The sequence below is a fragment of the Fulvimarina thalattae genome, assembly GCF_040239565.1.
Taxonomy (GTDB): domain Bacteria; phylum Pseudomonadota; class Alphaproteobacteria; order Rhizobiales; family Rhizobiaceae; genus Fulvimarina.
The window spans coordinates 60,995-81,977 of sequence record NZ_JBEHWS010000001.1 but is presented as its reverse complement, the minus strand read 5'-3'; the positions used below and the strand labels follow the sequence as shown (position 1 = coordinate 81,977).

General features: G+C 62.6%; 17 protein-coding genes. 9 read left to right on the top strand and 8 right to left on the bottom strand.

Going from position 1 to position 20,983, the window contains the following annotated elements; all coding sequences use genetic code 11:
• Positions 1-100: 100 nt before the first annotated feature.
• Complete coding sequence (locus ABRA89_RS00390; protein WP_349939470.1) at positions 101-775, top strand: YggS family pyridoxal phosphate-dependent enzyme; 675 nt, start codon at positions 101-103, stop codon at positions 773-775.
• A gap of 37 nt (positions 776-812) precedes the next feature.
• Here the strand turns inward: ABRA89_RS00390 and ABRA89_RS00385 are convergent, their stop codons facing one another.
• Positions 813-1,556 carry a M48 family metallopeptidase gene (locus ABRA89_RS00385; protein ID WP_349939469.1) on the bottom strand — a complete coding sequence of 248 codons (744 nt, stop codon included), beginning with the start codon at positions 1,554-1,556 and terminating at the stop codon, positions 813-815.
• Positions 1,557-1,772: 216 nt separating this feature from the next.
• On the bottom strand, positions 1,773-2,216 hold the full coding sequence (locus tag ABRA89_RS00380; protein WP_349939468.1) for a DUF2852 domain-containing protein: 444 nt from the start codon (positions 2,214-2,216) through the stop codon (positions 1,773-1,775).
• Between the two features lie 235 nt (positions 2,217-2,451).
• On the opposite strand from ABRA89_RS00380, the gene ABRA89_RS00375 reads away from it, so the two are divergent.
• The 3 genes from ABRA89_RS00375 to ABRA89_RS00365 all read left to right on the top strand — a co-directional run bounded on the left by ABRA89_RS00375 (position 2,452) and on the right by ABRA89_RS00365 (position 5,204).
• A complete protein-coding gene (locus ABRA89_RS00375; RefSeq protein ID WP_349939467.1) occupies positions 2,452-2,901 on the top strand; it encodes a YqaA family protein in 450 nt (149 codons plus the stop codon).
• A gap of 150 nt (positions 2,902-3,051) precedes the next feature.
• Positions 3,052-3,561 (top strand): TadE/TadG family type IV pilus assembly protein, encoded by a 510-nt coding sequence (locus ABRA89_RS00370; protein ID WP_349939466.1) that lies wholly within the window; start codon positions 3,052-3,054, stop codon positions 3,559-3,561.
• Positions 3,558-5,204 carry a pilus assembly protein TadG-related protein gene (locus ABRA89_RS00365; protein WP_349939465.1) on the top strand — a complete coding sequence of 549 codons (1,647 nt, stop codon included), beginning with the start codon at positions 3,558-3,560 and terminating at the stop codon, positions 5,202-5,204. The genes ABRA89_RS00370 and ABRA89_RS00365 overlap by 4 nt, the downstream gene beginning before the upstream one ends.
• Positions 5,205-5,234: 30 nt before the next feature.
• Here the strand turns inward: ABRA89_RS00365 and ABRA89_RS00360 are convergent, their stop codons facing one another.
• The gene (locus tag ABRA89_RS00360; protein WP_349939464.1) at positions 5,235-6,800 is read right to left on the bottom strand and encodes an SLC13 family permease; all 1,566 of its coding nucleotides are present in this window, start codon (positions 6,798-6,800) and stop codon (positions 5,235-5,237) included.
• Between the two features lie 206 nt (positions 6,801-7,006).
• Here ABRA89_RS00360 and ABRA89_RS00355 point away from each other — a divergent pair, with 206 nt between their 5' ends.
• Positions 7,007-8,290 (top strand): glycerophosphodiester phosphodiesterase family protein, encoded by a 1,284-nt coding sequence (locus tag ABRA89_RS00355; RefSeq protein WP_349939463.1) that lies wholly within the window; start codon positions 7,007-7,009, stop codon positions 8,288-8,290.
• Between the two features lie 591 nt (positions 8,291-8,881).
• On the opposite strand, the gene ABRA89_RS00350 is transcribed toward ABRA89_RS00355, so the two are convergent.
• Positions 8,882-9,772 carry a branched-chain amino acid aminotransferase gene (locus tag ABRA89_RS00350; RefSeq protein WP_349939462.1) on the bottom strand — a complete coding sequence of 297 codons (891 nt, stop codon included), beginning with the start codon at positions 9,770-9,772 and terminating at the stop codon, positions 8,882-8,884.
• A gap of 271 nt (positions 9,773-10,043) precedes the next feature.
• Here ABRA89_RS00350 and ABRA89_RS00345 point away from each other — a divergent pair, with 271 nt between their 5' ends.
• Genes ABRA89_RS00345 through ABRA89_RS00335 form a run of 3 tightly spaced genes read left to right on the top strand, consistent with a single transcriptional unit; the run spans position 10,044 to position 12,827 of the window.
• A complete protein-coding gene (locus tag ABRA89_RS00345) occupies positions 10,044-10,604 on the top strand; it encodes a MarR family winged helix-turn-helix transcriptional regulator (protein WP_349939461.1) in 561 nt (186 codons plus the stop codon).
• Positions 10,601-11,317 (top strand): response regulator transcription factor, encoded by a 717-nt coding sequence (locus ABRA89_RS00340; RefSeq protein ID WP_349939460.1) that lies wholly within the window; start codon positions 10,601-10,603, stop codon positions 11,315-11,317. Before ABRA89_RS00345 ends, ABRA89_RS00340 begins: the two co-directional genes overlap by 4 nt.
• Positions 11,318-11,330: 13 nt before the next feature.
• The gene (locus tag ABRA89_RS00335; protein WP_349939459.1) at positions 11,331-12,827 is read left to right on the top strand and encodes an ATP-binding protein; all 1,497 of its coding nucleotides are present in this window, start codon (positions 11,331-11,333) and stop codon (positions 12,825-12,827) included.
• A gap of 91 nt (positions 12,828-12,918) precedes the next feature.
• Here the strand turns inward: ABRA89_RS00335 and fae are convergent, their stop codons facing one another.
• From fae to ABRA89_RS00320, 3 genes are all read right to left on the bottom strand, one after another.
• The gene (gene fae, locus ABRA89_RS00330; protein WP_349939458.1) at positions 12,919-13,458 is read right to left on the bottom strand and encodes a formaldehyde-activating enzyme; all 540 of its coding nucleotides are present in this window, start codon (positions 13,456-13,458) and stop codon (positions 12,919-12,921) included.
• Positions 13,459-13,579: 121 nt separating this feature from the next.
• Positions 13,580-14,572 carry an MBL fold metallo-hydrolase gene (locus tag ABRA89_RS00325; RefSeq protein WP_349939457.1) on the bottom strand — a complete coding sequence of 331 codons (993 nt, stop codon included), beginning with the start codon at positions 14,570-14,572 and terminating at the stop codon, positions 13,580-13,582.
• Between the two features lie 59 nt (positions 14,573-14,631).
• The gene (locus ABRA89_RS00320) at positions 14,632-15,471 is read right to left on the bottom strand and encodes an MOSC domain-containing protein (protein ID WP_349939456.1); all 840 of its coding nucleotides are present in this window, start codon (positions 15,469-15,471) and stop codon (positions 14,632-14,634) included.
• A 213-nt stretch (positions 15,472-15,684) separates the two neighbouring features.
• On the opposite strand from ABRA89_RS00320, the gene ABRA89_RS00315 reads away from it, so the two are divergent.
• Positions 15,685-15,819, top strand: a complete 135-nt coding sequence (locus ABRA89_RS00315; protein WP_349939455.1) for a hypothetical protein — start codon at positions 15,685-15,687, stop codon at positions 15,817-15,819.
• 205 nt (positions 15,820-16,024) lie between these two features.
• Here the strand turns inward: ABRA89_RS00315 and ABRA89_RS00310 are convergent, their stop codons facing one another.
• Positions 16,025-20,938 (bottom strand): NAD-glutamate dehydrogenase, encoded by a 4,914-nt coding sequence (locus tag ABRA89_RS00310; RefSeq protein WP_349939454.1) that lies wholly within the window; start codon positions 20,936-20,938, stop codon positions 16,025-16,027.
• Between the last annotated feature and the right edge of the window lie 45 nt (positions 20,939-20,983).

Genomic DNA, 20,983 nt, shown 5'->3' with positions numbered 1-20,983 from the left:
GCGTTTGCTAAAGAGCCTTCTTCAGACGCATCGGGGCTGGAGATTGCCACCACCCGTGCGATAAGAGAGGCCCATCTTAAAAGCTTCTGCGAGGAGTTTCGTGTCCACCGCCGACCAATATCAAACCGTGACTGCCGCAATCGCGAAGGCCGTGACCGATGCCGGGCGAGAGCCGGACAGCGTCGCCCTGGTCGCGATTTCGAAGACCAAAGGCGAGGACGAGATCGTCCCGGTTCTCGAAGCCGGGCAGCGCATCTTCGGCGAGAACAAGGTGCAGGAAAGCCAGGCGAAATGGCCGCCTCTGCGCGAGCGCTTCACGGACATCGAACTGCGCCTCGTCGGCCCGCTCCAGTCGAACAAGACCGGCGATGCCGTCGCCCTTTTCGATGTGATCGAAAGCGTCGACCGGGAAAAGATCGCCCGCGAGATCGCCAAGGAAATCAAGAAGCAGGGACGGACCCCGCGTCTCTACGTCCAGGTCAACACGGGCGAAGAGGAACAGAAGGCGGGTATCCTGCCGAAAGAAGCCGTTGCATTCGTTGAGCGGTGTCGCTCCGAGCATGGCCTGACGATCGAGGGCCTCATGTGCATCCCCCCGGTCGATGAAAACCCCGGTCCGCACTTCGCGCTTCTCGCCAAACTCGCGGGCGATGCCGGCGTCGAGAAGCTCTCAATGGGCATGAGCGGCGATTACGAGACCGCCATCCAGTTCGGCGCGACGAGTGTGCGTGTCGGTTCGGCGATCTTCGGCGAGCGGGATTATTCGGGAAGCTGATCCGCCCGCGTTTCACGTGAAACGGTGACGCGCGCGATCACTCGAAGCGGATACGATGCAGCGAGGCGCCGTTCGCCTTCAGCCAGGCCCGGCCCTCGTCCATCCTCGGACAGAGATCGCGGCAAACCGCCCAGAAGGCCGCCGAGTGGTTCATTTCCTTGAAATGCGCCACCTCGTGCGCGGCGAGATAGTCGAGGACGTAGGGCGGCGCCATGACGATGCGCCAGGAAAACGAAAGCCGGCGATCCGAGGTGCAGGATCCCCAGCGGCTCACCGTATCCTTGAGCGCCACCGCCTTCGGTGAGAGACCGACGCGGGCGGAATGAGTGTCGACCGCTGCCATCAGATCGGCCTTCGCTTCCTTGCGCAGGAAATCCTTCACCCGCCGGCCGAAATGTTCCGGCATACCGCCGATACTGAGTTCACCCAGTTCGGCATCAAGCCGCGACACCCGCCGGCCGCCGCTATGGACCAGCCTCACCGTGTCGCCGCGCAGCGGAATCGACCCTCCATCGGCAACGAACACCGGAGCGACCGAGCCGCCTGCCCGCTCGGCGATCCAGTCACGGTGGCGCGTTATGAAATCCGACAAGGTCTTCTTGCGCGTGCGCGGCGGGACGGTGACCACCGCACCGCCATCGGGTGCAATCCGCAGGATCAGCCGCTTGGCGCGGGCGTTTTCGCGCACCGTGAGCGGCACTTGCCGCCCGCCGGCCTCGACGAAATCAGGCACGGGCGAGGCTTCGGCACGCCGATAGAGACTGCGGAGTTTGAGCGGCATGGGTCTGAAGTCGCGAATGATTCGTCCGGTCATCCGAAGATAACACGGCAATCGAGTCGCTCCCATGGCGGCAGTATCCGGGCCGGCGCTCCGTCCCCAATTGAGATCGCCTGATGCTGCAGAGGCCAAAAGAAAAGGCGGCACCGCGAGGGCACCGCCTTCATTATCGAGTTGCTCCACATCCGGATGAGACCGGGCGGGGCGACATCGTGAGGATCAAGCCGGATGGCCGTCGACCACAGGGCCATCATCGCTGCGGGTCTCGCGCGAGCGGCGGTCCTTCATGAAGCGATCGAACTCTTCCTGATCCTTCGCCCGGCGCAGTTCGCGAGCATAGGCCTCAAATTCGGCCGAAGCCTCGTGCAGCTTGCGGCGCTCCTCGTCGAGACGCTTCAGCTCGGCGTCGCGCCAGTCGTCGAAGGCTACATTACCGGTGCGCGGTGCACCGAAGGACGAAGCATCGAAGCCTGCGCGCTTCAGACCGCCGAAGAAGCGATCGGTCGATGTATTGACGTCGCGCTTGAAGGCGTCGAGGCGATCGCCCCAGAGAATATAGGCAAGAACGGCCAGGCCAAGTGGCCAAAAGACAAAGAAACCGCCAACCATCAGGGCGATCGTTGCTGGCGTCCAGGCCGGCCGAATCAGGGCGCGTGAAGTCATGGAGATCCCGTTCCTTTCGAAAATCGGCGACGATGGCAAGCATCGTCCGCCCGAAGAGCATGTTCGTCTGTATTTCCTCCCTGATGTGGTGATTGCGGACAGTGCGTTCAATCACCGCGGCCAATAAATTCGACCGAAAGAGGGAACCTGTTCTTCGCAACGCCTGCGCGGCGACGGAGCCCAAGATCTCGGGCACCGTCTTCCACCTCAGCGACAGCCCGGCTATTCCTCGTCCATGACAGCGTTCGCCATTGTTTCCGGACTCTTCTGGAGCGCCTTTCTCGCGGCTACCATTCTGCCCGGCGCATCGGAGGTCGTTCTCATCGCCGCACTCGTGGAGACAGAGATCAATCCGGTGGTCGCCGTCCTCGTCGCGGGCACGGGCAATACCATGGGCTCGATCGTCAATTGGGCGATGGGCCGCTATTTCGCGCGCTATGCCGACCGGAAATGGTTTCCCGTTCCCAGGCCTGCCCTCGCAAAGGCGGAAACGGTCTTCAAACGCTATGGTGTCTGGAGCCTGCTGTTTGCCTGGTGGCCCTTCGGCGGCGACGCGCTCACACTCGCCGCTGGTTTTTTGCGCGTGAGCCTGCTCACCTTCACAGTTCTCGTCGGTGCGGGGAAATTCGCACGTTATGCAGCCGTAGCGGCCGCTACGATGGGCACGAACCTTTATTTTTCCTGATCGAGCAGCGTTTGGACGCATCAATTTTGCTCACCCGTGAGCATTCATCTTCACCCACCAAATCACGCCGGTGTGATCAGCCTCAGTTACTATTTTTTAGGGCGCTAATAGTTTCCTTGGCTTACATTTAGACGACGAAAAGGGTCCGGCGTGAAAGCTCTTTCCTCTTCAGCCCTGCAATTTCCAGATGCATCGCTCCACAGGTCGCCGACGCGCGCGTATCTACTGCTCGCGCTATCGCGCTCGCGACAGTCCCAGCTCGCTTCATTCTCCCGCGCAACGAAGGGTGCTGCAGGCGTCGAGTTCGCGATCATACTGCCACTCTTCCTCTTGATCCTCTTTGCAGTTGCCTTTTTCGGCATTTATATCGGCCTCTCCCATTCCCTTCAGGCGATGTCCGCCGATGCAAGCCGCTATGCCATGGTCGGTCTCGATGCCGATGAACGGCGAGCCCTTGTCGATGCGGCCATCGCCAATTCCTCGCAACAATACGCGCTGATCAACCGGGATCTTCTCACCTACGAGGTAGAGGAAGACGGTCACTGGCTCACGGTCAATGTCGCCTACGACGTGTCCGGCTTCGGGCTTCCCGCCATCGTGACCGAGCCGCTGGGCCGGATCGACAGCCTTCAGCGTTCGGCAACGGTACTCCTGCCATGATCTCCCCGACCCGCTTCTTTGGCGCTGGTTCCCAAGACGGGAATATTGCCATCACTTTCGCCCTCATGCTGCCCGTCGTCCTCGGTTTCGGGAGCTATGCCACCGATCTCGGTCTTGCCTATGTGGAGAGGCGCGCGCTCCAGGCAGCCAGCGACGCGGCCGCGCTCGCGGCGATCCGCCATCCTGACGATGCAGAGGCCGTCGCTGCGAAGGTCTTTGCGGCCTCCTCCCAGGAGAACGTCACCTTCGATCTCGTCTTCGGTTCTTATGATGCGTCAAGGCCGCGTGACGAGCGCTTCCAGCCAGGTGTTTCCAGCGCCCTGCCCGTCGTCCGGATCGAAGCGCGCAAGCCGCACACCTATTTCCTCGCCCGCGCTCTCGGCATCCACGGCACCGACCTCGCCGTGCGCTCTGACGCCGCGATCGATGCACTCGTCGCGTTTCAAGCCGGAAGTCGCCTCGCCAGCATCGATCCCACCTTGCTGAATACGATACTCGACGAGGCGATTGGCGCCAAACTTTCCCTGGATGTCCTCGATTACAGCAACCTCGCCCAAGCGACCGTCGCACTCGGCGATCTCATGCCGAACACTCTTGCCGACGCGTCGGGACCACAGAATTTCGGGGCCGGTATCCAGACGGAAATGCCTGCGTCGGATCTGCTGTCGGGCCTTTCAGATGCACTCGCCGACGATGGGAGGGCAATGGCGGCGGCCTCGATGCGCAAGGCCGCGCAAAGTCCGCTGGCGCTCAACGCGCGACTCCGGGTCTCCGATCTGATCGATCTTCGCAGCGGCGACCTCTCGATCTCACGAAACAAAGCCGCTGAAATCCTGAACACCCGGCTATCCGCACTCGATGTCATCGACGCGGTCGTCCGGCAGGCCGCGTCCGGCCACAGTGCGTCGTTCGATCTCGTTCTGCCGATGCTCGGCGCCGTCGACATCGACGTTCTCATCGGGGAAGCGATGAAATCGACCCCGGCGCTTGCCGTCGCGTCGCTGGGCCAGGGGGTCGAAACCGGTCAGGCAAAGCTTCGCTTTCACACTGAAACGACAAATCCTCTCGACGGTCTGGGCATCGGTCTCGACATTCCGATCGAAGCGATCCTCGCCGGTGGCCGTGCTGAAATCGCCGCCATCAACTGTTCGTCTGACCCGAACAATCAATCGGTGACCATCGCCGTAACGCCGGGACTGGCCCGGTTCTCCCTCGGGCGATGGACGAAACCCCTCCAAGAGATCGCGATGAACGATCGCCTCGCATATACTCCGATAGTGGAGGCGATCATCGCCACGGTCGAAGCCCGCGGCAATCTCGCCGTCGAAAATGTCGAGCCCATCCTCGTCACCTTTACAGGCGCCGATATCGCCAGTGGAAAGACAAAGACGGTCGAAACCACGGCGTTTATCTCAAGCCCCATGTCGAGCCTTTTTCGCGAAACCGAACTTACGGCACGGGTCGGCTTGCTGGGGCTTTCCACCGGATCGCTGACCGCTTCCATTCATGATGCGCTTGCGTTTGCCGCAACGCCCCTCGACGCGCTCCTGGGGGATATCCTCAAGGTCGCAGGGATCGGCCTTGGGGAGATCGACGTAAAGGTCAGCGACGTCCTGTGCCGCAATGCGAGGATCGTCGGCTGACGAGCTCCATCCTTTGATCGACCCACCGGTTCAATTCGCGCTTCCCCCGCTCGCCCAGTCCGGCATCTCGCCGACCGTAACGCCGAAGAGCGTCGTCAGTACGAGATAGCCAACGGTCGAGACGATGAGCAGCGCGGCGAGATTGTGCCAGATGCCGTAGCGGACCATCTGCGGGATCGAGACATGGCCGGACGAGAAGACGAGCGCGTTCGGCGGCGTCGCCACTGGCATCATGAAGGCCATGGAGGCAGAAAGCGCCGCCGGCACCGCCAGCATCAGCGGGTTCTCGCCGATATCCATCGAAAGCGCGGCGAGTAGCGGCAGGAAGGTCGCCGCCGTCGCCGTGTTTGAGGTGAACTCGGTCAGCAGCAGCATGATCGTCGCCACCACGAGGACCAGCACGATCATCGGCAGAGCCCCGGCGAAACCGCCGATCGCCGAACCGATCCACTCGTCGAGACCGGTGCCGGTGACTGCCGCCGCGAGGCTGAGGCCACCGCCGAACAGGATCAGGACGCCCCAAGGCAGTTTCGCTGCCGTCCTCCAGTCGAGGAGGCCGATGCGCGTGCCCTCTTCGTCCTTGCTGGATGTCGGTATGATGAAAAGCAGAAGCGAGGCGCCGATGGCAATCGCGGCATCATCGAGCTCCGGCACGAAATTTTGGAGCCAGGAGCGCAAAATCCAGAGAACCGCAGCACCGGCGAAGACCGCGCCGACGATCATTTCCGCCCGCGACATGGACCCGAGCCCTGTCAGTTCCTTCTTGATCACCTCCTGCGCGCCTTCGATCTCGTCCTTCTTCAGGCCGATCGCGAAGCGCGTGAGCAGAAACCAAGAAATCCCGAGCATCAGGATTGCGACGGGGACACCGATCAGCATCCAGCGGCCGAAGCCGAGATCGTAGCCGTAGTTCTGGCTGAGCGTTCCGGCGAGAAGGGCATTGGGCGGCGTGCCGATGAGCGTCGCGACACCGCCGATCGAGGCGGAATAGGCGACGCCCAGCAAGAGCGCGAGGGCGAACTTCTTCGCTTCTGTGTCCGACCCCGTCTCGTCGGTCACCAGCCCCACGACCGAGAGAGCAATCGGCAGCATCATCACCGTCGTCGCCGTGTTCGAGACCCACATGGATAGAAAGGCCGTCGCCAACATGAAGCCGCCGACAATGTGGTGCTGGCGGGAGCCGGTCCGGAAAACGATGTTGAGCGCGATCCGCCGATGCAGGTTCCAGCGCTCCATGGCGCCGGCCAGCATGAAGCCGCCCATAAAGAGAAAGATCGTCGGATCGGCATAGGGCGCGGCGGCATCGTCCATTGAGGTCGCGCCGGTAAGCGGGAAGAGGACGAGCGGCACGAGGGCCGTCGCCGGCACGGGGATCGCCTCGGTGATCCACCAGACGATCATCAGGCTCGCCACCGCCACCACGCGCCAAGCCTCGATTGCGAGCCCATCCGGCGGCGGCAGAATCAGAAGGACTACGAAAACGGCGAGGCCGATCAGCATCGGCAGGAGCTTCAGCGACCCGGTCGCGCCCTCCTCCTCCGGCGTTTCACGTGAAACATGGTCGTTGTTATCTGCCGCGCGATCGCTCGTTGCCATCCCTTGCCGCCCTTCGCCAAGTGTCTGCTACCGCACATGAAACTGGCGGCAGGAAAGGTTGCGACAAGAGGTCCGGAGCCAGAAGCCTGTCAGGCGCGCTTTCTCCATGTCGCGCTCAAGCGTGAGCGCCCTGTCGTTCCGCTGTCGCAAAACTCCTCTATCTGCTCTCCAGAACGCAGGCTCCACAGCATCATCGGAGGATCATCATGCGCGCGACCTTCACCCTGGCGGCTACGCTCTCCAGCTTTGCCCTACTCCAGCCCGCAATTGCCCAGGATCAGGCAACGCCGACGGGTGTCGCGGCGCCCACTTCCGCCGAGATCGGAGCGCGACCCGGCTACCTCGTCGATCAGCTCGAAGATAGCGAACTGAAGACGAAGCTCTCGGCCTGTCTCGGTCAGCCGATGGAAGCGAACGACTGGTCGATCGGCCATCGCGGCGCACCGCTCCAATTTCCCGAGCACAGCCGAGAATCCTATACGGCGGCGGCCCGCCAGGGTGCCGGCATCATCGAATGCGACGTCGCCTTCACGAAGGATCGCGAGCTCGTCTGCCGCCACGCTCAGTGCGATCTCCATACGACGACGGATATCCTCACCCGGCCCGAACTCGCCGCGAAATGCACGACACCCTTTGCGGCAGCGACCGGCACGGGAGAAGGCGAGGAAGCTCAGGCGAAGTGCTGTACGTCCGATCTGACCCTCGCCGAATTCCAGAAGCTCAACGCCAAGATGGATTCCTTCGATCCAGCCGCGGAAACCGCCGAGGACTATCAGGGCGGCCTCGCAGAATGGCGCACCACGCTCTATTCGCCGGGCACGCTGATGACCCATGCCGATTCGATCGAACTCATCAAGTCGCTCGGTCGCAAGTTCACGCCTGAGCTGAAGGGTCCCGAAGTCGAGATGCCGTTCGAGGGCGAGTATAGTCAGGCAGACTACGCCCGGCAGATGATCCAGGACTACATCGACGCGGGCGTCTCGCCCAGCGACGTCTATCCCCAGTCCTTTAATCTCGAGGACGTCAAATTCTGGATCGAGGAATTCCCCGAATTCGGCCAGCAGGCCGTCTTCCTCGACGATCGCGACGAAACGCTCGAAGGCTTCGACCCCATGCAGCCGGACACGTTCGAGCCGTCGATGCAGTCACTCGCCGATGACGGCGTACGGATCATCGCCCCGCCGCTCTGGATGCTGGTCACCGCCGAGAACGGCGAGATCGTCCCTTCGCCCTATGCCGAAGCCGCCAAAGAGGCCGGTCTGGACATCATTGCGTGGTCGCTGGAACGCTCCGGTCCCCTCGCGGAAGGCGGCGGCTGGTACTACCAGTCGATCAACGACATCACGACAACCGACGGAGACATGTTGAAGCTTCTCGATGTCCTCGCAAGCGATATCGGCGTGCGGGGTGTTTTCTCGGACTGGCCGGCCACGACCACTTTCTTTGCCAACTGCATCGAATCCGCCGAAAATAAGGCGAAGGCGAATTGACTCGGCATGAAAATCGAAGATAAACTTTTGATGACAGAGGAACGATCGGTTAACCAACGGGGTTTCTCTTCCGTCTTCTGCAAATCAGGACGTTGACGACCGCGATGACCTTATCTTTTCTTCGCAGCCGCGTTCTTGAACGCGCCCCCGAAACGCACATCGCTGGCAGGACGGCGACGGCTCCGTCCATTCCGGGCGTGCCAGCCGAAACCGAGACGCGGCGTACGCGCCCGTTTTCTCAGCCAACCGATGTCAACGCTCTCTATCGTGCTGCGGACGCTGCCGGTGGAGCAACGGCGATGGCGCTCGCCGACTGATACCGCTGGGCGAATGAGTTGATTCTTCGGGCTAATCGACGCCCAGTAATCGGCTCATACGTCGCTCGAGCTTCTGGCAGACATACGGTGATGGGGCGCCATGAGCGCCCCTTTTCATGTCCGGTACCGCCTGAGTGCCGTTCACGTGTCAACGTCCGCCGATATCGCGTCCCCGGACAAATGACCAGGCGGCACGAGTCAGGCCTCTACCGGCGACCGGCGACCGGCGACCGGCGAACATTTGAAAGCGGCTGCTTTCGACTGTCGAGCGATGTTATTCGGCCGCCGCGCGTTTCGGCTGCACTTCGGCCGTATAATCCTCGATCAGCTGCCGTGTGATCTCGCCCGGCGTGAAGCGCCAGTCGGCGATCTCCGAGACCGGCGTCACCTCGGCGGCCGTGCCGCAAATGAAACATTCGGAAAAGCCATCCAGCTCGTCCGGCATGATCGCCCGCTCGATCACCTCGTAACCACGGCGCTTGGCCAGCTGGATCACCGTCTGCCGCGTGATACCATTGAGGAAGCAGTCCGGGTCCGGCGTGTGGATGACGCCGTCCTTCACGAAGAAGATATTGGCGCCGGTCGCCTCGGCCACCCGGCCGCGCCAGTCGAGCATCATCGCATCGGAATAGCCTTTGTCTTCCGCCGCATGTTTGGAGATCGTGCAGATCATGTAGAGGCCGGCGGCCTTCGCGCGCGAGGGCGCCGTCATCGGGTCAGGCCGGCGATATTCGGCGAGATCGAGCCGAATGCCCTTCATCCGCTGCTCGGGATCGAAATAGCTCGGCCAGATCCAGGAGGCGATGGCGACGTTGATCGTGTTCTTCTGGGCCGAAACGCCCATCATCTCCGAGCCGCGCCAGGCGACCGGGCGAATATAGGCATCCGTGTAGCCCTGGCGTTTCAAAAGCTCGTTGGTCGCTGCATCGATTTCGTCGGCGCTGAAGGGCAGCTTGAAGCCGAGGATACGGGCCGATTCGATCAGGCGATCGGTGTGCTCGCGCAGCTTGAACACCTCGCCGCCATAGGCCCGCTCGCCTTCGAACACCGAGCTTGCATAGTGAAGGCCATGAGTCAGGACGTGGACCTTGGCGTCCTTCCACGGCACGAAGGCGCCGTTCATCCAGATTTCGCCGTCGCGCTGATCGAACGGAACACTGCTCATGGTCTAAGATCCTCCGGCGCCCGGAAATGGAAGGGCGCATATGAAATCGTCAAAATTCACGCCGAATTCGGCCTTGAAACCGACCCCTGTCATGGGGGCGCCGGTCATTCCAATGGCGGATGCTAAGCCGCACCCTATCTCGGATTGAACCCGACTGGGCGGACCGGACATGGCCCGTCATCATTGTCTCGACACCCTCGCGGCCCATGCTGACCGCGCAGTTTTCAACACCTGCGCAAGTGTGTAACGTGGTCCGAAAAATGCGTCAATAGTGCTGACCTATTTCATGAACAATCCTGTTGCAAACGGATCAAACCTTGAGCAAGCGGACGCGATCGTCGCCGAGCCGCTGGAAACGCTCGGCGAAGTCGATTTCCGCTTTATCGAGCTGATGTTCTTTGCCTATCGCCAGTTCACGGCAGACGCGGACGCGATCCTCGCCTCTTACGGCTTCGGCCGGGCGCATCACCGCATCCTGCATTTCGTCAACCGATCGCCCGGCATCACCATCGCAGAGCTTCTGGAACTCCTGAAGATCACCAAGCAGTCCCTCTCGCGGGTGCTGCGCCAGCTGATCGACGAGGGCTTCGTCGCCCAGCTTCCCGGCGAGGAAGACCGCCGTCAACGCCGACTTTATCCGACCCCCAAGGGCCGCGAACTTACCCTCGAACTCTCGCGCCAGCAGGCAAAACGCCTCGACGCGGCCATCGCGAAGATTGGACCGGACGGCGTCGGGGCCGTGGCCCATTTCCTCGCCCAACTCGGCGGCAGCGAGCCACCGGCCCGCAACTGGCTGGAGAGCCGCGTCTGGAACGAAGGACCCATCAAATGAGCGAAGCACCGCTGGCAGAGCGAGAAACCCTCGAAGATGGCGCACCGCATATCCTCATCGTCGACGACGACAGGCGCATCCGCTCGCTGCTCTCGCGCTTTCTCGCCGAAAAGCGCTTTCGGGTCTCCACGGCGTCCGATGCGGCCGAAGCACGCCGTATCCTCAGCGGGCTAGATTTCGACCTGATGATCGTCGACGTGATGATGCCCGGCGAGAACGGGCTCGATCTCGTCCGGTCCCTGCGGCAGACGCGGGATTGTCCGATCCTCATGCTCACCGCTCGCTCGGAGATCGACTCCCGTATTGAGGGCCTTGAAGCCGGCGTCGACGATTATCTCGCCAAGCCCTTCGATCCGCGCGAACTGCTCTTGAGGCTCAACAACATCCTGAAGCGCGGCGCCGGCCAGGCGCCGGTGACCATCGAAACCGTCTGCTTCGGCCCCTTCGCCTTCAACCTGTCGCGCCGCGAACTGAAGCGCGGCGGCGAGATCGTGCGCCTCACGGACCGCGAACAGGATATCATGGCGCAATTTGCAGCCAAGCCCGGCGAAACCGTGCCGCGCCTTGATCTTCTCGGCGAAGAGAACGAGATCGGCGAGCGTACGATCGACGTGCAGATCAATCGGCTGCGGCGCAAGATCGAACCCGATCCCGGCAATCCGCTCTGGCTGCAGACCGTGCGCGGCGTCGGCTATCGCCTGAACATCGATTGAGGGGTTTACCCCCATGACATTCATCGAGCGCATCCGAAAAGGCGGAAACGGCACGGCGAACGCCTTCGTCAGGGCCGCACGCTTCTCGCGCGACTGGATGCGGCGCTGGCCGGATGTCTGGGGCTGGCGCTGGTTGCGCCGGGTGCCGTTTCCCTCGCGCATCGATATCTGGCGCGGCCCGCTTCGGCCGGTTCCGCGCTTCTTCGCGCGCTATACACCCAAGAGCCTCTACGCGCGCTCGCTGATCATCATCATCACGCCGATGGTCATCCTGCAATGCGTCGTCACCATCGTCTTCATGGAGCGGCACTGGGCGCTGGTGACGGAGCGGCTGTCCGAGGCCGTGGTGCGGGACATCGCCGCGATCGTCGAGATGGTCGAGACCATTCCCGGCGAGGACGGCGGCGCGATCGCCACCCGGATCGCCCGGCAGGATCTCGATCTCAACGCTTCGATCATGCCCCTCGAGGCCCTACCGCCGCCGGCTCCGAAGCCGTTCTTCAACATTCTCGACAGCATTCTGTCGAGCGAGATCAGTGATCAGATCGGACGCCCGTTCTGGATCGACACGGTCGGCAATTCCAAGATCGTCGAGGTCCGCATCCAGCTGGAAGACAAGATCCTGCGCGTTTTCGCGCCGCGCAACTCGGCCTATGCCTCGAACACCCATATCTTCATCGTCTGGATGGTCATCACCTCGCTGGTCCTCCTCCTGATCGCGATCCTCTTCCTGCGCAATCAGATACGGCCGATCCAGAACCTCGCGACGGCCGCCGAAGGCTTCGGGCGTGGTCAGCCTCTGCCACCGGATTTCCGGCCACGCGGCGCCTCGGAAGTCCGGCGTGCCTCGATCGCCTTCATCCAGATGCGCGACCGGATCGAGCGGCAGCTCGAACAGCGCACCCAGATGCTGAACGGCGTCAGCCACGACCTGCGCACCATCCTCACGCGCTTTCGCCTGCAGATCTCCTTCCTCGGCGACGGTGAGGACGCCACAGAGCTGAACGCCGATATCGACGAGATGCAGCGCATGCTGGAAGGTTATCTCGCCTTCGCCAAGGACGAGGCAAACGAGGATGTCGGCGAGGTCGATATCGAGGAGATTCTGGAGCGCTTCCGCAGCGAAGCGCAGATGAAGAACAAGCGGCTCTCGATCCGCATCATCGGCGATCCCCGCCTCACCGTCCGGCCGGACTCCTTCCAGCGCATGGTCACCAATGTCGTCGGCAATGCCCTTCGCTATGCCGACAAGGTCGCCGTCGAGGCCAACCACCAGGGCCGTTGGCTGACGCTGGAGGTTGAGGACAACGGACCGGGTATTCCGCCGGACAAGCGCGAAGAGGTGTTCAAGCCCTTCGTGCGGCTCGACGATGCGCGCAATATCGATGCGGGCGGAACAGGTCTCGGCCTCGCCATTGCCCGCGACATCGCACGCGGGCATGGCGGCGATATTCTCCTGTCCGACAGCCGCATGGGCGGCTTGCGTGCATTGATCCGTTTGCCGGCTTAGTAGAGGCGCGGAAATTCAGTGTTTGCCGGCGTAATAAGCCGGCAAACTGTACTGAAAATCCCTGCTTTTAAGGGATTTCTCAAATCATCGGTCAGTAGTCCACGACGCCGTCGAGGGCGTAGTGCTTCACCGTCTTACGGTTCTCGATGAGCGTATCGATCGACGGCTCGGCCTTCAGGGCGCGGGCGATGGCGAGCTTGGTCGCCTCGTAATTGGTCCGGTAGAGATCGGCCTTATCGAGGTTCTCGTCTTCGGCACAGCGCGGGTCGAGCCAGATCGTGACGATCATGCAGATGTCGTCCACGATGTCCTTCGGGATTACGCCTTCGATGACGCAGTCGACGATGGCATCGCCGGTCGCTGCCTGCACGACGCCGCCGAGAAGCTCGACATAGGCTTCCGAATGGATTGTCGCCTTGGTGGTCATCATCGTCGCAGGGCGGACCATCTGATTGAGGTCACGCACCACGAACATGCGGGTATGGCCGACGGTCTGGCCGAGCATGCCGGCAAAGGCGTGGCCGACGGGTCCCGAGAGGGAGCCGATGACGATTTCGGGCATGGCGTCGGTCGCCTGACCCTCGGCTGCGAGAACGGTCGCCTCGCCGGTGCGCATGATGATGTCGGACACGCTGAAATTCCTTCGATGGGAGGGGGTCTGGCTCGCTCGCCTCCTGCAATCCGAGCCGCGTTTCGAGCGGGTCTTTAGGAGTTTTCGGGCCCATGGGACAAGAGCGCGCTGTAGGAAATTCTCACGCGCTTCGATGGGAGCCCAGATCGAGCGTACCGCCGGGCTCCAGCGCGATGAAGCGCTCGCAGGAAATGCCGCGTTCATCGAGCGTCTTCATCAGCCGGTCGCGCGGTTCAGAGCGCGCCTCGTCGGTCAGTTGGAACGTGCCCCAATGGATCGCGAGCGCCCGCTTCGCGTCGAGAGCCTCGAAGACCGAGACCGCCTCCTCCGGGTTCATGTGCTGCGGTTTCATGAACCAGCGCGGCGCATAGGCGCCGATGGGGATGAGGGCGAGGTCCGGCGCGCCGTGCAGCTTCCGAATTTCCTGAAAGATCGCGCCATCGCCATAACCGGAGTCTCCGGCGAAATAGACCTGTGCCGCCTCCGTCTTCAGGACGAAACCGCACCACAGCGCCATGCGGCGGTCGCGCAGGCCCCGTGAAGACCAGTGGTTGGCCCGCGTCAGCGCCACCGTTTGCCCTTTGCCGATATCGATCACATCACCCCAGTCCCCGGCCGTGACATCGATCCCGGGCACGGCCTCGCGCAAAAGCCGGTCATTGCCGAGGGCGGTGATCACACGCGGCCGAAACCGGTCGTCGAGGCGTTTCAACGTCGCCACATCGCAATGGTCGTAGTGGTTATGGGAGAGGAGAACGACGTCGATTTTCGGCAGGTTCTCGAACCGGATACCGGGCGGCGTTACCCGCTTCGGCCCGGCGAAACTGAATGGGCTCACGCGTTTCGAGAACACCGGATCGGTGAGGACATTGAGACCATCGACCTGCACAAGCACGCTGGCATGGCCGATGAGGGTCGCACGGCAGCCCGCGACATGCGCCTCCGGCTGTGCCGGCTCGACGAGAACGCTCTTCGGCCATTTGGCCCGCGTTTCCTTGAAACGCCAACGCAGGATATCGGCGAAAGATCGCTCGGCGGAAGGCTGGCCGGGGTTGAAGAAACAGGTCCCGTCGAAATGATCGCTGACCGGGCCGGAATAATACGGGTTCTTCATGCTCGCGCTCTCGATGTTAGGAAACCAGCCGTCGAGGGCACTAGCCGCTCGCACCACGCTCAGCCGCGCACGACATCCTCGTCTCGCCGCTCCAGCACCTCCACGTGATCGCCCACGTCGAACCGCCCTGCCCCGCGCGGCACCGCGTTCCAGCCAAAGAGCACCCCGGGCACCTTTCGGTTGGCGGAAAATCGCGTCTCGCGCAGAATTTCGAGCGGCTGCTCGCCGGTCACGACGCCGTCGAGCTGTTCCACCGTCGTCACCTTGCAACGCGCGCACGGCTTGACGAGGTCAAGGGTGACACTGCCGATGCGGATCGCCTTCCATTCGTCTTCGCGCCAAGGCCCACTGTCGTCGATGACGAGATTGGGCCGAAACCGGCTCATCGACACCGGTTCGTGGCCATCGTAGACCAGGCGGGCGTTGAGGTCGCGCAGCGAGTCCGTGGTGGCGATCAGCAGCGGATAGCCGTCGGCGAGCGAGACCGGGCTTTCGGCGGGGGCGAAATCCGGGTCCGCCACCCGCTCGAGCCGGTCCTGATAGACCAGCCGCACATCCTTTCCGAACCAGCGCGAGATGGCGACATTCGTCTCCTCGCCGGCAAGCGCCACATCGAGCTGATCTCGCCACAGGCGCGCTTCGATCCTCTCCGAACCATCGGGAAACGGCACGAAACGCTCTCCTTCATCACCGTAGGTCAGGATCACCCCGTCCTCTGTGGGCTCCGCATCGAGCCGCGCGAGCGCCGGCATTTCCCGCTGGGTCTGAAAGCGGCCATCGGCATCGACCAGCATCCAGCGGCGGTCACCCGAGAGTCCCTCGCGGCTCAGTTCCACCGCCTGAAGGCTGATCGCCCGCCCACCCTTCACCGGATGAATATGGATTGCGCCAAGTTTCATAAAAAAAATCATCCTGTGCCCAAGGGTATCATCGGCATCCGCCCGCGCTTTCGAGGCGACTTGATCCTTCACGTGGAATTGCGAATACGGTCAAGCGGAGGGTGATAGGGTCCCCTTCGGACCATTCGGCCCTCGAGACCCTTCGTCCCTTCACGCAATTTCGGACGAACCGCCTGACATCATCTCGGAATTGCACGTGAAAGAAGGTCGATCATGGCCAAAGGACAGATGCGCGGCAACAAGGAAATCCGCAAACCGAAGGCGGACAAGAAGGCTGCGAAGAGCGAAACGGCGATGCCGGCGACACCCGCCAAATTCTCCCGAGGCCAGGAAGAGAAGAAGAAGTAGGACCGCTTCGTTCCCTCCCCTCACAGGCAGGCGTCGTTCATTTCTGGATAAATCGTGGAGCGCGGACGCGACAGCCCCCGCTTGCTGGTGAAGGTCTTTCGGTGCCCGTCAAAACCTGAAGGTCAACTCGAAGCGTCCATCTCACACTATCCTCGCAAGGGGCGCCGCAGTCGAATGCGGCGTCCCATCCCGTTTGTCGCGCAGATCAACCGGCGAGATCGGCAAGCAGTCCGGCCGCCACCGTCAGACGCGGTACCGAGGCCTCCCCGCTGCCCGTAAGCGTGCGTATCTGATTGCTGATACGCTTTGTATGGTCGCCCTGATCCTCGCTCCATGCAGCGACCGGATCATCCGCATCGCCATAGCTCTTCAGCGCCGTCTCGGTGAGTTTGCGACGCGCCTCGGCGATCTGACTGCCGGAGCGATCGAGAGCGAGGATTTCGTAGTAGTCCGCCGCCTCGATGCCAAAGATCGCCGATTCCAGACGCCCGATCTCGAAGCGCTCCGTCATGCCGAAATAGGTCGCCATCACTGCTTCCGGCTGCTTTGCTGTTTCACGTGAAACAGCAGCGATATCGGGCACCAGCGCGACCAGAGGCAGGAGCGCGAGGTCTTCGGCCAGATCCTGCGGTACTCCGTCCGAGACCCATTTCTCGGCCCGCGCCTTGGTTTCGGCGCGCGAGGCATCCGAGGCAAGGTCGAGCAGCTTCGGCTTCAGCTGCTCCAGTGCATTGCGGCACTCGACCACGACGCCGGTGAGACCATCCGAGAAGCTCTCATTGCGCACGAACCAGCGGGTCGAGCGGCGCAGGAAGGCCGCCACGGCCTCATAGAGATCGTTCTGAAGCTGGCCGTCGATCTTGGTGTCGAGCTCGTCGATCCGATCATAGAGCGAGGCCGCATCCAGCCCGTCGCGGGCCGCCACGAAACCGCGGACGATTCGCGAAGGCGAGGCGCCCGTCGCCTCTCTCACCACCGTCAGGAAGGTCGGCCCGCAGCGATTGGCGAGTTCGTTGGACAGGATCGTCGCGACGATCTCGCGCTTCAGCCGGTGCCCCTCGATATCGCGCGCATAGTCCCGCCGCATTGGGCTCGGGAAGTAGTCGTGAAGCCGGTCCTCCAGGTAAGGATCGTCCGGAAGGTCGCTGTCCACCAGCTGGTCGAACAGCGTCAGCTTCGAATAGGCCAGCAGCACCGCGATTTCGGGCCGCGTCAGCCCGCCGCCCGTGGCCTTCAGATCGGCGATCGCGCCATCGGGGGGAAGCACCTCGACCGCGCGATCGAGATCGCCGGTCTCTTCCAGCGCGGCCATGAAGCGCGATTGCAGCGGCAGGATCGTATCGCCCTTGCGCGCGTCGAGAGAGATCGCCAACGTCTGCTCGTAATTGTTGACGAGCACGAGCTTGGAGACGTTCTCGGTCATCGAGGCGAGAAGCTTGTTACGCGCTTCGCGCTCCAGGCGTCCGTCCTCCATCGCCGATTTCAGGGCGATCTTGATGTTCACCTCGACGTCGGACGTGTTGACGCCGGCGGAGTTGTCGATGGCGTCGGAATTGATCCGGCCGCCGCCCCGCGCAAACTCGATGCGACCCCGCTGGGTGACGCCGAGATTGGCGCCCTCGCCCACGACCTTCGCCCGAACATCGTGGGCGGTGACACGAACCGCGTCGTTCGCCCTGTCGCCGACATCGGAATTCGATTCCGAGGCCGCTCGGATATAGGTTCCGATGCCCCCGAACCAGAGGAGATCGGCCGGGCTCTTGAGGATCGCGGAGATGATCTCCGGCGGCGTGCCGCTTTCCTTGTCGAAACCGATCGCCTCGCGCGCTTCCGGTGAAAGCGTGATCCGCTTGTTCTTGCGGGAGAAGACGCCGCCGCCCTTCGAGATTTTGCCCTCATCGTAATCGGCCCACGAGGACCGCGCCTGGCCGAACAGCCGCTTGCGTTCGGCATAGCTCGTCTCGGGATCGGGGTCTGGATCGATGAAGATATCGCGGTGGTCGAATGCCGCGATCAGCTTGGTCTGATGCGAAAGCAGCATGCCGTTGCCGAAGACGTCGCCCGACATGTCACCACAGCCGACAGCGGTGAACGGCTCGGACTGGATGTCGTGGTTCATCTCGCGGAAATGCCGCTTCACGGCCTCCCAGGCGCCGCGTGCGGTGATGCCCATGGCCTTGTGGTCGTAGCCGACGGAACCGCCGGAGGCGAACGCATCGTCGAGCCAGAAATCCACCGACTGGGCGATGGCGTTGGCGGTGTCGGAGAAGGTCGCCGTACCCTTGTCGGCCGCGACGACGAAATAGGGATCGTCCCCGTCGATCCGTCTCACCCGCTCCGGCGCGATGATGTCCGTGCCGGAGATGTTGTCGGTGATCGAGAGGAGCGAGGCGATGAAGACGACATAGGCCGACTTGCCGGCATTGAACCAGGCCTCGCGATCGGCAGCCGGGTCGGGCAGGCGCTTGGGATAGAAGCCGCCCTTCGCACCGACCGGCACGATGACGGCGTTCTTCACCTGCTGGGCCTTCACCAGCCCCAGCACTTCGGTGCGATAGTCCTGGGCTCGGTCGGACCAGCGAAGCCCGCCGCGCGCAACCTTGCCGAAGCGCAGGTGAACACCCTCGACACGGGCGTCGAAGACGAAGATCTCGCGGAAGGGCACCGGCTGCGGCAGGCCTTCCACCGCCGCTGAGTCGAACTTGAAGGCAAGCGCCGGCTCCACTTCGCCGGGCTTGTTGTCGAGGTCCGCGCAGGTGCCGTCGATCGCGAAATAGTTGGTACGGAGCGTCGCGAGAATCGCGCTCGCATAGTGGCGCAGGATCCGGTCGTCGTCGATCGAATCGACCGCATCGAGGCGCTCGACGAGATCGGTGAAGAGATCGGCGACACCCCGGTTCACCGCCCGCTCGATCAGCGCCGCGTCGACGCCCGGAAGACCCTTTGCCTTTTCCGCGCAATCGAAATCGGCGCTCTCACCATCCGGCGAATCCGGATCGAGCGCCCTGTCGAAGAGATCGAACAGCGATTTGGCGAAATCGGCGCGTCGGGTCAGTGTTTCGGCGAGAAAATCAGCCGAATAGGTGAGGCCGCCCTGGCGCAGATAGCGCCCATAGGCGCGCAACACATTCGCCTGACGGTGGTCGAGGCCGGATTCGAGGACCAGCGCGTTGAAACCGTCGTTCTCGATCCGTCGCGCCCAGACGGCCGAAAAGGTTTCTTCCAGCGCCTTGCCGTCGTCGTTCAGATGGATATCGCCGCCTGATCTGCGCTGAAGGTCCATGTCGTGGAGATGGACATGCTCGCCATCGGGCCGCCGGATGTCGAAAGTCCGCTCCGAAACGACCGAAAAGCCCATATTCTCAAGGATCGGCACACGGGTCGAAAGCGAGACCGCATCCCCGAGATGGAAGATCTTGAGGCGCAGCATCGTCTCGGCGTCGCCGGACCGTCGGTAGAAATCGAGGGACAGCGGTGCTTCGGACGTTAGTCCCGCAATGACCCCGACATCGGAGACCGCCTCTTCGGGTGCGATGACATCGCGATAGCTTTCGGGAAGCCCGGCCGAAAAATCGGCAAGTTCGGCGTAACGGCCCGCATGGGCGAGTTCCGACTGGAATGTATCGGCCCAGTTGCGCGCAAGCCGGCGGATTTGCTCTTCGATCGCCTCGACGTCCACCTCCGGGAGTTCCTCCGAACGCCGGCCGATGATGATGTGGACACGCGCGAGCGGGCCTTCTGGGAACGCCGGATAATAGGCGGAAACGCGACCCTCGTAGGCATCGGCGAGACGCGCGCCGATCTGTTCGCGCAGGCGTGAATCGTAGCGCTCGCGGGGGACATAGACCATGATCGACACGAAACGGTCGAAGCGATCGTGGCGCGGCATGATCTTGATGCGCGGGCGCTCGTTGAGGCCGACCGTCGTCGTTGCGAACTCTTCCAGCGTCTTGGGGTCGATCTGGAAAACCTCGTCGCGCGGATAAGCCTCCAACACGTTGAGAAGCGCCTTGCCGGAATGGGAATCGGCGCGGAAACCGGAGCGCGCGATCACGGTCTCGGCCTTCAGCCGCAGATAGGGGATCGAGAGGATCGAGCGGGTATAGGCCGAGGACGTGAAGAGGCCGACGAAACGCACCTCGCCGCGCAGGCCTCCATTGTCGTCATATTGCTTGATGCCGACGTAATCCATGTAGGCGCGGCGATGGATCTTGGTCTGGGCATTCGCCTTCGTCACGATCATCGGCTGGGATGTTTCGAGGAAGGCGCGGATTTCGGGCGTCGTCGCCGTTGGCTGGCCTTGACGGCCAAGGATAGAGACCGTCGGATCGGAGAGGATGCCGAGGCTGTCGTCTTCGCGGCGCGAAAGAAGATCGCCGTCGTCCTCGTGGCTGACTCCATAGACGCGGCTTCCGAGGAAGATGAAATTATCGTCGCGCAGCCATTGCAGGAGTTCGGCCGATTCAAGCACGAGCGTTTTCTCGTCGTCGCCAACCCGCTCGGCCTGCTTGCGCAGATCGGCGATCACTTTGTCGGCCCGCTCCCGCATCGCGCCGAAGTCCCGGTTGGCGAGCCGGACATGGCCAAGAATGCGCTCGAGGCTCTCGCGCAGCTGCTGTCCACCGTTGGGATCGGCAAAGCGGTCGAGCGCAAACTGGATGACGCTGATGCGTTCGCTCTCGACACCGTCGACATCGAGATGCGCCGCGGTCTCGAAGCTGGAAATGCCGCCGCTGGGACTCCGGCGTACGTCGAGGATCGGATGCGAGATATAATGGATCGTCGAAGATCGCGCCGCGATTTCACCCGCGATCGAATCGAACAGGAAGGGCATGTCACGTGTGACGATCGTCACGAGTTGCAGAGCATCGCCTTCGCGCTCGAACCCGTCCGGCTCCTTCACGTAAACGATGGGGCCTTGGCCGTCATGGGTCTGAAGGCACTCCGTCGCGGCACCGACGGCTATGACGAGGGCATTGATCTCGAACGCTCTCAGATCCTCCACCGGAGGTCTGGCAAAGAGAAGCGGCGCGAGGCTGACGGCAGCATCGCCCTCGGGAAACTGCTCGATGACCGACTGAAGGAGCTCCGCTTTCGTCGGTCCCACCGGTTTATCCATGACGCTCTCCCGTTTCCTTCTTGTGCTTCGATGCCGCTTCCGCCG

Coding starts and splice junctions, on each gene's coding strand:
- ABRA89_RS00385 (WP_349939469.1), bottom strand. CDS start 1,556: ATGCCGCTCAAACTCCGCAGTCTCTATCGGCGTGCCGAAGCCTCGCCC.
- ABRA89_RS00380 (WP_349939468.1), bottom strand. CDS start 2,216: ATGACTTCACGCGCCCTGATTCGGCCGGCCTGGACGCCAGCAACGATC.
- ABRA89_RS00375 (WP_349939467.1), top strand. CDS start 2,452: ATGACAGCGTTCGCCATTGTTTCCGGACTCTTCTGGAGCGCCTTTCTC.
- ABRA89_RS00365 (WP_349939465.1), top strand. CDS start 3,558: ATGATCTCCCCGACCCGCTTCTTTGGCGCTGGTTCCCAAGACGGGAAT.
- ABRA89_RS00360 (WP_349939464.1), bottom strand. CDS start 6,800: ATGGCAACGAGCGATCGCGCGGCAGATAACAACGACCATGTTTCACGT.
- ABRA89_RS00355 (WP_349939463.1), top strand. CDS start 7,007: ATGCGCGCGACCTTCACCCTGGCGGCTACGCTCTCCAGCTTTGCCCTA.
- ABRA89_RS00350 (WP_349939462.1), bottom strand. CDS start 9,772: ATGAGCAGTGTTCCGTTCGATCAGCGCGACGGCGAAATCTGGATGAAC.
- ABRA89_RS00340 (WP_349939460.1), top strand. CDS start 10,601: ATGAGCGAAGCACCGCTGGCAGAGCGAGAAACCCTCGAAGATGGCGCA.
- ABRA89_RS00335 (WP_349939459.1), top strand. CDS start 11,331: ATGACATTCATCGAGCGCATCCGAAAAGGCGGAAACGGCACGGCGAAC.
- ABRA89_RS00325 (WP_349939457.1), bottom strand. CDS start 14,572: ATGAAGAACCCGTATTATTCCGGCCCGGTCAGCGATCATTTCGACGGG.
- ABRA89_RS00320 (WP_349939456.1), bottom strand. CDS start 15,471: ATGAAACTTGGCGCAATCCATATTCATCCGGTGAAGGGTGGGCGGGCG.
- ABRA89_RS00315 (WP_349939455.1), top strand. CDS start 15,685: ATGGCCAAAGGACAGATGCGCGGCAACAAGGAAATCCGCAAACCGAAG.
- ABRA89_RS00310 (WP_349939454.1), bottom strand. CDS start 20,938: ATGGATAAACCGGTGGGACCGACGAAAGCGGAGCTCCTTCAGTCGGTC.